Below are 15,693 nucleotides of genomic sequence, written 5' to 3'. Positions count from 1 at the left end.
CGCGATTGGTGATGATGCCGTGAACAGAGCAAATCGCGTGCCGAAGTGAATTCGCAGGCTCAGCAGGCACTTCGTAGCGGCGCGTAGTGTCAGGTTTCTGGCATTGAGTCTCAATGCCGACAACCGGCGCAGCAAGTGCCCGACAAAGCCTGCTCTCGCGCTGAATGTGCGGGGCAGCCCTGGCGCTATATTTCAAGGATGCGGATTGGCTGCAGCAGGTCTGCCGGAAACACTCCGATGTCGGCGGTAGCTATCCGGAAAACGAAGCATACCTCTCGGACATTTCGCTGGGTTGCATGTCGCATGCGGCCGAGAACTTTCCCGACCGCTTCGGCATCAAGGTAGACGATAGATTCCTGAAGCTGAGTTCGGATCCGCTTGGTCGGTAGCACGACGAGCGCGAACCCGGTCACGTGCGGGGGCAACGGTAAGAACTGGGAAAACGGGCGTGGCGGCTGGGGCGCCGCGGACTCGCTAGGCACGTAGCCAATGCCGCATGAGATGTGAGCTTGACGAGCGCTAGGTTACTGGCTGCTGGCTTGTCATATTTGGTTGCGACACGCCGACATTGCTTGATCTTGTGGCGCGCCTTATGGATCTGGCAGCGCTGGCTCGCAGCGGTCGAACCAAAGGTGCGGCGGTTCGCCTTCGACAACGCTTTGGCGCCGTCGGCGATGAACAGTCTTGGCACCGTCGGGTCGAGCCCGCGCGAGACCAGGTTGTCCAGCAGGGCCTGAACCGTTGCGGCATTCTCGGTCGCCCCTTCCACCTGCGCCAGCGGATGCTTGTTGCCTTCGCCGTCAACCCCGATCGCGGCGACCAGCACGAGATCGTCGCCGAGATGCAGCCCATCGATTTGGACCACCAGAAAGTCGAGCGCGGACAGGTCGGCAGCCATGAAGTCGGCCAGCCGCGCCGCCGACAGCGCTACGAACCTCCGCGAGGCCGCCGACTTCGAAACTCCCGATCCGAGCGGTGCCGGCACGTCGGCAGCCGGACAGCGCGGCCGAACCGGCGCGTCGACACATTGATCAGCATCAGGTTCATCGCCCAGCGACCGAGCCAATCCTCCTCCGCCGTTTCCCAGCTCGGGATCGTGACCTCGCGGCCGTCCACCCCGCCCGCGGACGCTCGACCTCGATCTTGCCGCCATGGAAGCCGATCCGTCCCCGCGTTCGGCCCCAACGGTGCGCCCGCCGCGCCGCGTCGCGACCGTGGCGCGGCCCGCAGACCGCCGTGACGTCCGCCTCCATCATCATGCCGAGCGCCTCGATCCCTGCCGCAAGGCAGAACCGATCGAAGCTCGCCCGCACTTCTGCAAACGCTTCGTCCACAGCCCCGGTCGCCGGCCAACCAGCTGGTGTGATATCTCTCGTCATGGCCTTGCTCTCCTTTGTGGAATCAGCACCCCGAGCCTACCGGCTGAAGGTGGGCAACGCCGACCTCTTCAGAAATTCAACAGAACCCGGGACATCCCCTGCTGCGCAGGAACGGGCTCCGCTTTGTCGGACAATGCATAACGTGCCAGCGCGACATCGACGATGCGATTGGCCAGCGCCGGAAAGCCCAGGCCCGCCGCGCGGGCGGCGAGCACATACGAAGCGCCCTGCCCGAGCGCCGCCATGGAATTGATTTCCAGCACGAACGGCTGTCCGGCGCGGTCCACGCGGATATCAACGCGCGCATAATCGCGGCAGAAGCACGCGCGGAACGTCGCGACTGAAATGTCACGTAGCCGCTTTGCGAGGTCCTCGTCCACGAGGGCCGGACATATTTTCTCGGGTTCGGCCACAGCGCGATGCGACTTGTCCTCCCAGGTGATCAGGCGAACGGGCCGGTCGACGAAATCATGCTCTACCAACGGCAGGGTCTCGATCACCTCGTTGCCGAGCAATGCGACGCAGATTTCGCGGCCGTCAATGTACTCTTCGACCAGCGCGTCCTGATCGTATTGCGCAACGATCGCGTCCACGGAAGGCTTCAACAGAGCCGGCTCGTGCACGAGCTGCAGACCAAAGCTCGTCGATTCGTGACGCGGCTTCACCACCACCGGAAACTGCAGCTCGCGGATCGCCTCGGTGCCGTACCGCATGACTTGGAAATTCGGCGTCGGGACGCCGGCAGCACGGATGAGCTCCTTGGTGATCACCTTGTCCAGGGCGAGCGCGTGGCCGAGCGGGCTCGACCCGGTGTACGGAACGCCTGCCATCTCAAGCATGGCCGGAACATGCGTGTAGCGGCACTCTCCCTGAATTCCGTAGGCCATGTTGAATACGATGCCTGACGGCCGCCCCTGGCGATCCGGCGGCATGAACCGCTCCAGCGTGGCGAGCAGGGTTTTGTCACCCTCGCAAAGGAGGGTTTCATGCCCTCCGTCGCGCAGGGCCGCCATCACGTTTTCGACGGCGTTGCGCCCGTATTCCTCGGGACATATCTGTCCGAACCGGTTGATCACTCCCAAACGATCGCTGTTCCAAACGACAGCTGCGCGCATGTCAGACTCCAATTGATATTCCAAGTCATCACTTGCTCCGACCGCGTGTCGGCATCCGCTTCTCAACTAAGGGGCCCGTCTTTTCTCGAGCGAACGGGTTCATGCCTTCGAACAAGCGAACGTCAAGATACCTGTTGATCAGCAGAATGCTGCCGGCGAGCGCCAGCACCATTTCGGGGAATCGGAGAAAGAAGTTGAACGTGCCCGGCAGCTTGATCAAGCTCACGATCAGGACGGCTGCGATCACCGCCATCAGCATCCGCCAGAGGGCCTCTGCCAAACCGTCCTGGTCGAGCACCTTAGCGAAGCTCTCGCAGGTCAGGCACAGCGCGATGACAGGAAACAGGGAAATCTCACGCAGCCATGCGATATTCCACCAACTTCCGATTATCAACGGGACGAACAGACACGCCGCGGCAAGACTCAACAGCACGCCGAGGCGCGAGTAGTTGTGATTGGTCGTGAGCAGCCGGCGAAGCCCGACCATGACCACAAGCACCGCTAGAACGAACGCGAGGCTGATCGGAATACCCAGGATATCGAACCCCATCGCCAGGAGGATGGGACGAAAAAAACTGAGGACCCTCACTCCGAGCGTTAGCCGGAAAACCGCGACGATCACGGCGCCCAGCGCTACCAGCATCACATTTTCGGCCGCGGCGTGAAAATGTACAGGCACGTCGGCAAGCGAGAAAAAGCCTGTCGTCACGGCGGCGGACGGGAAGACCGGAATCTTCGCGAGCGCGATCCCGACCGGAAGCGCGAACAAGAAGACCAAGAGCCAATCGGTCCTAGCTCTCGCGCGCGTCGACTCGGGCGGGGTGGTCGATTTTTCGATCACTGGAACGTTCCCGCCGTTCCGTCACGCCGGGGGTCGGCCGCCCCCGTGACGCCGCCGTCCGGCGAGAACTGCAGCGCGTGCACGGCCGCCATGGCGTAGCTATAGCGTGACCGGATGACGGGTTCGCGTCCGCTCGCCAGGAGGCTACTCAGCAAGGCGTCGTCCGCGGCCGGCCGCTCGATCCAGACCTTGCCGCCCACGAGCCCGTGCACGCGCGGCGCATTGACGGCCGAAACGATGTCACGGCCGTGATCGATGACTTCGCTCGTGACCTGGAGAATGGCCGAGATGATGCGGCGGCTGCCGGCCGCGCCCAATGGAAGCAATGGCGTTGCGGCGGGGCCGCCCAACACCAGCGTCGGCGCAATGTTCGAGCGGGGCCGGCACCGCGGCGCGAGCGCATGAGCATGCGGTGTGCGCGGACAGGTGCAGAGATAATTGTTGTAGACAAAGCCGAGCGTGCGGTGGGCGACCTTCGCGCCGAATACCGATTGGATCGACTGAGTCAGGCTGACGATCATGCCGTGCCGGTCGCACACCACCAGATGGGTTGCATCACCGGGCTCTTCGGCGCAATCGGCCGTGAAGGCGAGCTTTCGCGAGCCAGCAATCGCGGCCGCAACCCGCCTTGCATGATCCTGACTCAGCGGGTCGCGCAAAGTTAGCGCGGGCTGCTGCGAGCTCATGTGCTCGCGTTCGCGGAACGCGGCCGACACGGCAAGGGCGAGCACCTTGCGCCATCCGCTTTCCGATCTCGCAAAGCCGTGCTCCGCGAGCTCTTTCAACAGGTTGAATGCCATGAGGAGCTGCGGGCCGCCGTTCGGCGCCGGAGCACTGACAATCCGGCAGCCGGCGTACTCGACCGATAGCGGATCTGTCTCGACCGGCGGAGCGCAGGCTGAGAGATCGGCCGCAGTGATGAGCCCGCCGTACGTCGCCATGTCCGCCGTGATCCGACGGGCAATGGAGCCCTGGTCGAAATCCTCGATGCCGCGACGCACGAGCTCGCGAAGCGTGACCGCCAATGCGGGCTGGCGGAACGTTGAGCCGAGGGGCGGCGGTCGGCCGTCCGGCAGGAACAACTCCGCCGCCGCGCCGGCGCGCGGATATTGGACCAACCATCGGCACTGCCGATGCTGCAGCTGCGTGATGGTATAGCCGTCTTCCGCGATCCCGATCGCCGGCGCCAACACTTGGGCGCGACTAAGCACGCCATATTGGCGCTGCGCCCAGTCGAGAGTGGCGGGAGCCGACGGAACCGTGCAGGCGCGATGACCGCGGCTCTGCTGGACCGCCGTGATCGTCTCGAGCGATGCCGCCGCGGGTGCGCGCGACGGTCCGTCGATGATCCGTATTGATCCGTCGGTACGGCGCACGAGCATCGACGTCTGTCCACCCAGCCCGGACGCGCTCGGTTCGCAGGCGGACAACGCCCACGCGGCGGCTGCCGCTGCGTCCATGGCGTTGCCGCCGGCACGCAATGTGGCAAGCCTGGCAGCGGTGGCGAGCGGAAAGGCCGTCACCACCGCTGCCAGGCTTGCCGGCTTGCGTCCCTCCGCGGGCGCAACGCCGCGGGGCTTTCGATCTGCGGCCGGCATCGCGAACGCTCCGGGTCAGGCTTCCGGCAAATCGTCGAGCCAGTAGGCGTCCTCAACATACGGGCGGGAGAAGATTTTGCCAATCTTGTCCGGATATTTGTTCTGGTGGTAGCGCATGTACACGCGGCCATCGTCGCCGAGGTCGAGAATTTCGATCTTCCCGGTATAATGCGACATGATGTACTTGAACGTTTTCTGGATCCCGCTCAGCCGCTGATTGGCCCCTTTGGCGATCTCGATGCCGCGGGCGAGCGGCACCTGAAAGTGCGACGCACCTTTCACTGGTCGCCCCTGGAACAGATAGTACGGCTGCACGCCGATCTCATGGCACTTGGCGAAGGTGTCGGCAATGATAGCGGGGTCGTCATTCACGTTCGCGAGCAGCACCGTCTGATTGAGGAACTGGACGCCATGCGCGCGCAGCCCGCGGATGCAATGCTCTGCTTCGGACGAGATTTCGCCTATGTGATCGAAGTGGGCGACGATGATCGGCGTCTTGCCCGCCTCGCGCATGTGCCGGAACAGAGCAGCGAGGGTCGGATCCTCCAGCCGCTTGGGAGAGAAGGCCACCATCTTGGTTCCCAAGCGGATGGAGGTCAGATGCGGAATCGGCAGCAGGTGGTCGACGATCATTTCGAGCTTGGTGGTGCTTAGGATGAACGGATCACCGCCCGAGAGCAGCACATTGTTCATCTCCGGATGCGCGCCGATGTAGCGAGCCACTTCAGCGAAATCCGGCGCGATCTCGTCGGAATCCTTGCCGACAATGCGCTTGCGGAAACAGTAACGGCAATATGATGCACAGCGATCGGTGACGAGCAGCAGTCCTGTCTGCGGGTATTTGTGTTGCAAGCCGGGCACGACGGTGTTGTCGTGCTCGCCGCTCGTGTCAAGGCTTCCGGGACTTTCGAACTCCTTGAGCGAAGGCACGACTATATGTTTCAGCTGCTCGTAGTATCGGTTCTTTCGAATGTGCTCGCGATAGAACTTCGTGACGTGGTATTGCGTGATGTCATTCGCATGCAACTCTTCTTCTTGAACGAAGCGCGCACATTCGATGAAGTTCATGAGCGTAGCATCGGAGGGAACCTTCTTTCCTGACGGCACTCGTGCCTCGGATACAAGACCCTCCCGCACTGACTCAAGCATCAAGATACTCCCATCCTCATATTAGACGGAGTCTAAGCGTTAGCCCCCGGCGCAGTGGATACTGCGATCGCGTCGAGTGTCACTCGACGTTGTAGTAATGTCGGAGAACCGCGTTTATTCCTCGACATCCGACAATTCGTGACAAGCAATTGGCATGCCAATGGTGCGGTCTTGCAGAAATGGTTTAGTTTACGCGTTTCACCGCCATCTTCGTACCGCATTGGAGGGAGATCTTGTATTTCCATCATTGTGTCGTGTCACGATTGGGTCATGAGATTGGGGGGATGCCCCCATTGATGGGTCATTTCACCCGCGACTTGCGGCTGCGAAGCTGCATGAGGTTGAGCGCGAGAGCGAGGCACTGAAGCGGGTCTTGGACGTGCAGCGACGCACGAGCTATCGCCAAATTTTGGTGACCGCCGAGGCGGTCAGCCGGCGGCGGTTGCGGGCTGACGGTCGATCTGTTGTACGATGACCTCGACCCCATCGTTGAATGTCACACCGAGAACGTGTTTTGGCTGGTTGTGCCCCATCGAGACGGCGCCAGCTTTTCTGGGCTCCTTCGACCAGTTTAAAGACCATCGCGAGGGCTGTCCTGCTCGACAGGCAGCCCTTTGCGCGATCGTGCGGTGGGGCACGGTAGCGAAGGTGTTTTCGATGGGGTTGGTAACCGGTATCAGAGTTTCTCGGTGCCGATGTTCCGCTGCGATATTCAAGATCGTAGCGTACGATGCGAGCATCGGGACGGAGACACCAGGAGAACGAAGGTGCGGGCAGACCGATGCATACGATGAGCCGCGAGCTCGAGTTGGTAGCTGGCCGCAGGCGGTCCTGCCACCATCTGATCAGGGGTTGGCAGAGGATTGCAAACAGGCCTGGCGCGTCAGCTGAGCGAAGCTGGCGAAAAAGTCTTGATGTCGGTTTCAGACTCTTGAGCGTTTCCGCTCCGCCTCGTGATTTCTGGATCGCTCACTGAGCGGGATACCGGGGGTGCTAACCGGCGCGAGACCTCAGTTCGCTCACTTCAGTCGGACAGTCTATGACTGACGGACTGAACTGGGTCTCTCCCGGCCTGAAGCATCCTCACGAACGTTCCTGCTCTCGTGTTGCTCGAGCCAGCCTTGATCTTGTCGTACTGCAGCCCGACCCAATATTCGGCCGGCGTCGCCTTGCCCTCGTCGATCATAGGGCGGTTGATCTTTCGATATAGATCGGCCGATCCTGGATCGACTCAAATGCCCGGACAGTTCTGCCGCAAGTTCGAGCCTGAGGATGAACGTGGCGAGATCAAAACATGACCGGGCCGATTGTGATGCGTGCTCTTCCAGAGGCTTAGTGTAGCAGGGCGTGATGCGCTGATGTGTACGATCGCGGCAGAGGTTTATGACAACCCTATCCTATTCTACGACGAGCACGCAATCGACCGGGGATGTCCCGGGTTCTGTTGAAGAGGTCGTTGACGGCGAAGGTAACAAGCATCCGCTGGCGCTGGTGGAAGGGGCGACCGAGAATGCCGCAACGGTTCAGGCCCTGCTGGACAACCTGGTCTCGCGCGGGCTCGACCCGACGGTGCCAAGACTGTTCATCGCCGACGGCGCCAAAGCGTTGTCGAAGGCGATCCGCCGCACCTTTGGTTCGGCCGCTGCGAGCCAGCGCTGCCAGATCCACAAGGCGCGCAACATCATGGAACGCCTGCCGAAAGAGCATCATGCGGCCACCCGTCGGGTGCTGCGCTAGGCCTGGGAGCTCGATGACGCCGACAAGACTGAAAAATTGATCCGCAATCTCGCGCGTCGACTCGACCAGCAATGGCCCGGCGTAGCGGCCAGCATCCTCAAAGGCCTCGATGAAATCCTGACTGTCGTCCGGTTGAAGTTGCCGAAGGAGCTTCGTCGATCGCTCGCCTCTACCAACATCGCCGAGAACACGATGGGCACCATTCGCCGCGTCACGCGCAACGTCAAACTCCGGCGGGACGCCGGTACGGCCTTGCGATGGTCGCGGCCGGCATGATCGAGGCCAACAAGGGCTTCCGACGATTGAAGGCGCATTCGCCACAATCGCATGACGATCAACCCCGTTGCCTAGGTCCACGAGAGCCGCGTAACATCCATTCCGGCAACGTCGGCCCGACATACTTCAACACCAATCGGGACATCCCCACGGCTATCACGAGCTCGGCAAAAGACTGCTGACGGGCTCTACAACAAGCGTTAAGGCGGCGGCACACGCCGACGTCGGAAAATGACCGCACCTAGTGCCAGCGTCTCCTCGACTATCCGGGCCTTGGCATCATTGGAACCAACGACGTCGTCCGTCTCCCTGATCACTTCGAGCCGGCGCGCCGCCGCATCCGACTTCAGTGTATGGTCAAGCATAGACACGAGCCGATTACTTCAAAGAAATCGTGAACCTCGCCTATCTCTCGCGTCACGAGAAGGTGGGTTCAAAATGACGCTTACGATGGATCTGATCAGGTGGCTCGAGAAGAAAGGCATGCGGCGTGTACGCGGCGCGCCGTGTCATCCCCGACCCAGGGAAAGATCGCGCGTTGGCACCAGGTCCTCAAGAACCGCATTCTGCTGGATAACTACTACTACCTAGCCCGGCGACATCGAACGAGGTCGCCCCGTTCCTCTGCCCGGCCCTCGATGGCCCGGAATTCATCTGGACGACAGCTCATCCCCATCGCAGATTTGGAGCGTGATGGCTGATCTTCGAACCATCGTCCTGCTCCATCTTCTTGTTTCAACGTGACCTTCTCGAAAAACCGATATTCACTTCTCTGGATCATGCTCGAGAAGCCGACATAGATGGCGTCTTGTTGCCAATCCGCTCCGAACAACCGAGCACGCCGTCTCACGCATGCAGGCTTCTTGTTCCATCTTCAGCGACCGTCGTGCGGCCGGATTCGCGATTAAGCAGGGCATTGATACCGGCGGCTGGGACGGCATCACTGAACATGTAGCCTTGTCCTTCTGTGCAACCATTGGCCACCAGAAAGTCTAGTTGGCCTGCGTCTTCGACGCCCTCGGCGGTAGTCGTCAAGCCAAATCCCTTGGCAAGGCCAAGGATAGCACGAACGATCACCCGGCTGTCGGCACTGTCGTTGAGATGCGAAACGAAGCTGCGGTCTATTTTGATCTTATCGAGACGAAACGAAAGCAGCTGGCTCAGCGTAGCATAACCCGTTCCAAAATCATCTAGCGCGATGCGGACGCCCGCTTGGCGGAGCACATCAATCACGGTCTTCGCAACCCCGGTCTTTTCCACAAACGCGCTCTCGGTAATTTCAATCTCCAGGCGGCGGGGACTAAACCCGGTTTGCCCAAGGATCGATAGAATGCGCTGTCCAAGCGAGAGATCACGCAACTGAATGGGGGAAATGTTGAAGGCAAGCGTAAACGCCTCCGGCCACGCATTGGCGTCGAAACAAGCGCGACGGAAAAGCTGATCTCCAAGCGCGTTGATGAGACCCGTTTCCTCCGCAATCGGAATAAACACGTCGGGCGGAATACGCCCCAATGTCCTGTTCTCCCAACGCGCCAGTGCCTCGAACCCGATAATGCAATTACCTTTGAGTGAAACTAGCGGCTGGTAGTACGGCTCGATAATATCGGCCGTGATAGCGCTGCGAAGCTCTCGCTCGATCTGAGTGCGCCGCTCGACATGCATGTCCATCTCTGGCTCGAAAAAGCGGACACGCGACCTGCTATCGCCTTGTGCGCGATAAAGTGCACGTTCTGCGCGCCTGACCAATTCGTGGAGATTGACGCCGTCAATCGGAGCGATGGCGATGCCAATTCCAACCCCAAGCTCGGCTGCCCCCGTTTCGATCGCGAAGGTTTCAGTGGCGGACGCCACAATACGGTGCGCCAGATTGGCGGGAACCTCAAGGGAGCTAATAGCTGGTAGGACAATCCCGAATTCGTCGTTTCCAATCCTCGCCAGGACGCCATCCTTGCGCAAGATGTCGGCGACCCTGTTGGCAAATTCGCATAGCGCCTTGTCCTCCGCTGCGTGGCCATGCGTGTCCTTGATCCTCTTGAAGCCATCAAGGCCAAGCAGCAGAACGGCCACCTGGTGCTTGTCGCGGGCGAGGCCAAGGCACGCATCCAGTTTTTCATCAAACAGGCCACGGTTTGGCAGGCCGGTCAATGGATCGTGTCGCACTAGGTCGCGCGCTTCTCGTTCCGCAATGGCTCGCGCTTTGGTTTCGCGGGCGAGATCTCGATAGCGGCGGACACTAAAAATTGTCAGCGCAGCGCACAGGAAGAACGCGACGAATATGATGAATACGATGTCGTTGAGTGCCGTATCCATATAGCCCGCCCCAGCTGAACAAAAGAGGTCCAACCTCATAGACATGCACCAAAATCGAGGCGAGAACGACGCCCCCAAAGAGTGCAACGAAATCCCTTGTGGCAGAACTACGCCAATCGAACCAATCGGCGTGCAATACGCGTGATCGTGGAGTCGACAAACTCATCACAGTCGAACCTTCGCTGAGGCTGGTTGTTCAAGAGTGAGTTTCTTATAGATAGCACAGATGTTAATTGAATACCAGATGTTGTGCGCCGGATTAACGCTTCGCAGGCCGCGACGGTAAACGCGCCTTGCCCTCGGATCGCGATAGTCGTCCCCGGCATGAGTGGTTTCGATACCCGGCAAGTTCGCTTACGACGTTGATCGATAAAGCGGCTCACAGACCGTGTACAGCAAGACGCGATCTACGTTTTGTTCGCAGCCACGATGGCCCGAGGGCAGCACCAGTGTCGCGACCTAGGAACCTTCTCGATGTCGCGATGGTCGACGAAAAAGCTGCCGGTGTCGTGGACGAGAAGCTTAGAAGTCGGCCACCGCCAGCTCGCTGAAACCAAGCTCGGGCGCGACACCGCGACCAGTCCGCTAGGGTCTTGTCACAGTGGCCCTCCGATCCGGACCTTGACGGCGTCGACTTATCGGCCTCCGTCGCTTCGGACCGCCCACAGGGGCGGCCTGCGTTCGCGACAAGGATCGGTAGAGTCGGAACACCATCTTGCCTACGCCGTCGACCTCGATCTTCGACATGAATATCTCATGCGTTCCGCCAACGCAGAAGTCTGAACGCGCGACAGACGAAAGCTATTGAACAACGCCGTACCAATCAACGACATGGCGCTTCCTGGGAAGCGGCCTACGCGACAATCACACGATTGCGACCTTCATATTTTGCGCGATAGAGCCGCTGATCGGCGACATTAAGGAATCCGTCAAGCGTGTCTCCATCGCGCCCGAACTCCGATACCCCAACACTGATGGTGACACCAACAGACTGTTGGGCTCCGACATCGAACGCGGCGCGTGCGATAGCCGATCGAAGGCGCTCGGCTACCGCGCAAGCCGCGTCGAGCGTCGCTCCCGGCAGCAACACCATAAATTCTTCACCGCCCACGCGCGCGATAGAGTCGTAAGGGCGGATCGCTTCCAGACACTTTCGCACGAATGCGCGGAGGACTTCATCGCCGACACTGTGACCGCGTGAGTCATTGATGTACTTGAAATGATCGAGGTCGATTGACAGCAGAGATAATGGAGCACCGCTTCGTTTGGCCCGCGCGATCTCATGACCGATATGCTCGATGAAGTGGCGCCGATTTCCGGCACCGGTTAGTGGGTCAGTGGCGGCAAGGCGTTCCAACCTTTGATTGCTCAGTTGCAGTTGCTGGAGCGCCCTTTGGGTCTCGGCCATCGATTCGGTCAGGCGAGCCGTCATTTCTTCCTGGCTATAGATAGTCGAGAATGATTGCGTCGTTCGGAAAGCCTGGACAACACCATAGCTGAGCAGAAAGAACCCGCTAGCAAAGATCGCGTGAGCGAGCCACCACATATGGTTCCAGGGCGCCGCCAGAATGAATGCGAGCGACGATAGCGCAAACCACGCGACCGAAATGCCGAAAATAAGCATGAGCGGCGAGTGAATCCGTCGCATGAGCATGGCTGTGACGTTCAACGTGCTGAACACCAGTGCGCCGCCCTCCATGGACAAGCGTACCGCGGGATGTCCCGCATAGGGGGAGTAGGCGATCAGGGCGACGGCTATGTCCATCGTCAGGAATAGGCCGATCCATATCAGCCACGTGCGCGTATCCGAACGCTTCTCGACCTCGTCTGACGGCTGGTTGTAGCTGAGCAGCCCAACAAAGAGCAGAATCGACATCGCAAGACGCGATGCCGGCCCATAGAGCAGAAACAGCCAAATATTGCGATGTGCCATCCCGGTGAAGGCGCCGTGCGGAGAATAGATCAGCACGAAGCCGAGAAAACCCAGCGTCAACCAACGCAACAGAGGTTCGCCTGAAGACTGGTAGCAACGCCACGTCACATAGGTGACGAATAGCCCTTCGAGGGTGGCGACAGCAATCGCGAATTCGTGGAACAGGTGATTTTCGAATTTTAGCGCGGGATCCTGCTGGAAATACAGGTAGGTGATGAACTGGGCGGGCATCAGGGCGAAGGCGATGAGGAGAAGGCTCACATACGCCTGTGTAACCAGCCGGAGTGCGTTGGTCGGTTCGTGTACCGCAAGATTGGTGCTCATATGATTTACCGTCACCCATGATGACCTGCTCTCGAGCGTCTCCGAGGATACGCTGACCTAGAGCACCTTCGGTCCCGGCTGTACTACTCAGATGAAGGAGCCGCGGTGCGTCGCGGTCGGAAGGCCATTCAAAAAGCGGTCCGCGCGATCACCGCCGTACCGGTGCTTTCCCTTCGTCTGCTGCACCCGTCAAACAGTCGGCGGCGCCGATAGGATCGGCCTTGTCGTCCAGAAGCGGCCCAGGTCACGCGGCTGGGATCAGCAGGCCGTAAGCTACATTCATGTGTTCGAGCCCATCAGTTCGGCCTACCCGCTCTGCTGAGCGGTTAGTGTTTCGTGTGCGTTTCAGCAGATGGTCCCGGCTGTTGCCACGAGTTGCTAGGTCTGTGGGGCGCTCGAAAACGCACCATTGGAAGACGAGCAAATCATGAGCCCGTTGAGGGAAGGATTCTGCGTATTACCGACTCATCCGTTTGCCTGCCGCCCGCCGGTAGCGCCGCCGCGACAATAGCCCGTTACTGGTTCGACTCCGAACCAACACGCGTGATGAGCAACACGCGTAAGCGTCAGCACACTTTGACTGACGAGTTTCTTGTAGACCATCTGAGGCCTCCTTCGTTTGGAACTGCACAACAGAAGCCTTTAGCATACCTAATCCTGCTGAGTTAGCCGCCTGCCAAACCTTGTAGGTTCCTCGCGCAACGAGGTCGGCCGGCAAGCGCTTCAATTGCGATGTGCATGTTGGTGTGTTGCGTAATGAAACCAGTTTAGCTGCCGCGGCAGCAACCGCATTTGCGCACGGCCTTCGGCGCGAAGTTGTGAGCGTCTATGAGTAGGAAACGCGGGGTTACAGCAGGACCGGCGTCTTTGTACGCGGAAATAACGCGAACGGATTCCAGTACGATTACAACTGTCGCTTCAGCGGCTCGTTACCTAGCTTGCAGCACTATGGAACGGGGGCGCGCTTGCAGCTCGCTCCGAAGCGCCTCGGAGTACGTCGGCTTCGATCACGATACCGCAGCCTACTTTGCAGAGAAGATCAGCTGCGGTCGTACCTGCATGTTTGATTGCCGGGAAGGAACCCACTTTACGTTCACTTTGTGGTCTTGATTAACGCCCTGTTCCACTAACTTACGACTCGCCCTCAGTCATCGATCCCGTGCACAATTTGGCCGTTGGCCAGATCATGCTTAGCACGTACGAGGAGTACGATTCCAGGCTGCTGGTTGTCGATCTTCTTTCACACGCGTGAACGGGCCGTTGCTAACGCTTTGACCATAAGCAGCCGATGGTGGTGGATTGAGAGGATGGGAGTTGGTATCTCCCCTTTCGGCTCGGAAGGCAGCTTGCAATTCGAGCGACTGCGTCCCGCCTGAGCTGCGCTTTGCTTGTGCCTCCCTTCTCAACCAATGTCTGGTTCAGCCCATAGTGTCGGAAATGTAAGGCGACGGCCGACTTGACCGACGCTGTGGCCAAGGTCGTCTAATTATGCTGGTTTCGCAGACGTCTTGACCAGTCGAACGTCTGAACGCATCCACTCTGAAGTACCGGCGTAACGCTTCGCGTATAAGCTCGGATCGAGTGCGAGACTCTACCTTCCGCGCCCGCTCGAGTTCGGCGAGCATCTCGGGTGGCAAAGAAACCGAGAAGATTGACGTGGTGCGCGACATGCGTCGAAATCTAGCGGCCGCGCCTCTTTGATGCACGACCGGAGTTCATGCTAAATCGGCAAAATATGGCTCAGCTGCGAGCTATTTTCGTTTCTCACACTAAGTATGAACAAGTAAGGGAGTCGTCGACGACGTTCGATTTCACGGGGCACAATTGCCAAGCTGGCAAAAGGGATGACGCAGTACTCGAAGACCGAAGAGGGGCAGCATACATTTGACTGCATCAGGGCTGTGCTGAATCGAGACGAGGAGGCGATGGAGAGGCTCGCTGCTCTTCGTCGATATGACAAAGGTCGGCCGAAGAGCTGGTAGAGCGAGAGGAGTCGGCGGGTCATTTCAGCTGCGTCGGGCCGGGTGATTTCTTCACCGTACGCTTCTTTGTAGATCGCTTTGTACTCTTCGAGACCCTCGGGGGAGGCTTCATGACCTGTCGGAAGCATGTCCCGATCATACCGATGCTGTTTGCGAGTCTTAGACCCGGGATTATGCGACTATCGCAAACGGCGATCTCGAAGGCGCGATACTCATCCATACTGTAGATGGATCCCATCAAAGCATGGAGTTTACAGCTCGTGGGATCGCCATATAGGACACATTGAGGGCGGCTGAGACCAATCTAAGGGAGCGCCTCTCGAATGAAAAAATTGGCTTTTTTAACTGCGAGCGCCGTGGCGCTTACAGCGGCAGTGCCGACTTTCGTCGCTGGGGTTGCCGCACAATCGGTCGACGCCAAGGCGCGGGTAGCCGACACGGTATACCCTCAATGCGAGGAGTACCCATTGGATGGCATCTGCGATCTCTTTTTTGTTTGACCGACCCGGCTTGTGCGCAGCAGCCAGGAACTGAAGACTGATCAGCGAGAGGCTCTGGTTCATCAGGGCTCGCTGTCAGAGCATGTGAGACACAATTGACGGGTTTTGCCCATGAAGGATTTCTGGTCATCGTAGCCACCCGGAGCATCGATGGAACAGAAATCCGGGCCGGGCAAAGCGCCGGCAGAACAAATGCAAAGGACATTCGGCGCCAGACGCGCCGGAATGTCCTCGCCCCCTCTTTGAGCAGGCGAGCAAGTCTATCGAAGACGGATTCTTCTTTCTTGACCATTTCTGAAGTGTAGCAAGACCTTGTGCCGATAAGAAAATAGCACCGTAACGAGTGCTATTTAAGGTTCGCTGAGCGATATCCATGTCGCGAAATTACCTATCAGCACGGAATGAGGCATTGTCACTTCCGTGCCGCCACCGCTCCTTATCACCACACCCGAGGAATCACGAAGTGGGAGGACTGGGGTCGCGGCCCCGAGACCGCTGATATCGATCTCGATATCAAGTTCGATTGGCTTGCCTTCCAGTGAGGGCCAC

8 protein-coding genes and 3 pseudogenes are annotated in these 15,693 nt (G+C 59.4%); 2 read left to right on the top strand and 9 right to left on the bottom strand.

Features of this window, described 5'->3' with window-relative positions; genetic code table 11:
- Positions 1-580: 580 nt before the first annotated feature.
- The 6 genes and pseudogenes from NLM25_RS08270 to NLM25_RS08245 all read right to left on the bottom strand — a co-directional run.
- Positions 581-1,379: pseudogene (locus NLM25_RS08270) on the bottom strand (transposase); the annotation flags it as partial.
- 68 nt (positions 1,380-1,447) lie between these two features.
- Positions 1,448-2,494, bottom strand: a complete 1,047-nt coding sequence (locus tag NLM25_RS08265; protein WP_254116414.1) for an ATP-grasp domain-containing protein — start codon at positions 2,492-2,494, stop codon at positions 1,448-1,450.
- 28 nt (positions 2,495-2,522) lie between these two features.
- Positions 2,523-3,335 (bottom strand): 7TM domain-containing protein, encoded by an 813-nt coding sequence (locus NLM25_RS08260; protein ID WP_254116413.1) that lies wholly within the window; start codon positions 3,333-3,335, stop codon positions 2,523-2,525.
- Positions 3,332-4,933: a gamma-glutamyltransferase gene (locus tag NLM25_RS08255; RefSeq protein ID WP_254136624.1), complete on the bottom strand. Its 1,602-nt coding sequence runs from the start codon at positions 4,931-4,933 to the stop codon at positions 3,332-3,334. The genes NLM25_RS08260 and NLM25_RS08255 overlap by 4 nt, the downstream gene beginning before the upstream one ends.
- Before the next feature lie 15 nt (positions 4,934-4,948).
- Positions 4,949-6,001, bottom strand: a complete 1,053-nt coding sequence (locus tag NLM25_RS08250; RefSeq protein WP_254136623.1) for a KamA family radical SAM protein — start codon at positions 5,999-6,001, stop codon at positions 4,949-4,951.
- 509 nt (positions 6,002-6,510) lie between these two features.
- Positions 6,511-6,786: pseudogene (locus tag NLM25_RS08245) on the bottom strand (IS256 family transposase); the annotation flags it as partial.
- A gap of 751 nt (positions 6,787-7,537) precedes the next feature.
- Here NLM25_RS08245 and NLM25_RS08240 point away from each other — a divergent pair.
- Positions 7,538-8,133: pseudogene (locus NLM25_RS08240) on the top strand (transposase); the annotation flags it as partial.
- 808 nt (positions 8,134-8,941) lie between these two features.
- Here NLM25_RS08240 and NLM25_RS08235 read toward each other — a convergent pair.
- The 3 genes from NLM25_RS08235 to NLM25_RS44345 form a co-directional block, all read right to left on the bottom strand.
- A complete protein-coding gene (locus NLM25_RS08235; RefSeq protein WP_254136622.1) occupies positions 8,942-10,405 on the bottom strand; it encodes a bifunctional diguanylate cyclase/phosphodiesterase in 1,464 nt (487 codons plus the stop codon).
- Between the two features lie 853 nt (positions 10,406-11,258).
- Entirely contained in the window at positions 11,259-12,662 is a 1,404-nt protein-coding gene (locus NLM25_RS44040; RefSeq protein ID WP_305887580.1) for a GGDEF domain-containing protein, read from the bottom strand.
- A gap of 1,418 nt (positions 12,663-14,080) precedes the next feature.
- Complete coding sequence (locus NLM25_RS44345; RefSeq protein WP_375166823.1) at positions 14,081-14,332, bottom strand: CopG family ribbon-helix-helix protein; 252 nt, start codon at positions 14,330-14,332, stop codon at positions 14,081-14,083.
- Positions 14,333-14,967: 635 nt separating this feature from the next.
- On the opposite strand from NLM25_RS44345, the gene NLM25_RS08225 reads away from it, so the two are divergent.
- The gene (locus NLM25_RS08225) at positions 14,968-15,144 is read left to right on the top strand and encodes a hypothetical protein (protein WP_254136621.1); all 177 of its coding nucleotides are present in this window, start codon (positions 14,968-14,970) and stop codon (positions 15,142-15,144) included.
- The last annotated feature ends 549 nt before the right edge of the window (positions 15,145-15,693 follow it).

It is taken from the genome of Bradyrhizobium sp. CCGB01, from assembly GCF_024199795.1.
In the GTDB taxonomy this organism is placed as follows: Bacteria; Pseudomonadota; Alphaproteobacteria; order Rhizobiales; family Xanthobacteraceae; genus Bradyrhizobium.
This window is presented reverse-complemented; position numbering and strand designations above follow the sequence as displayed.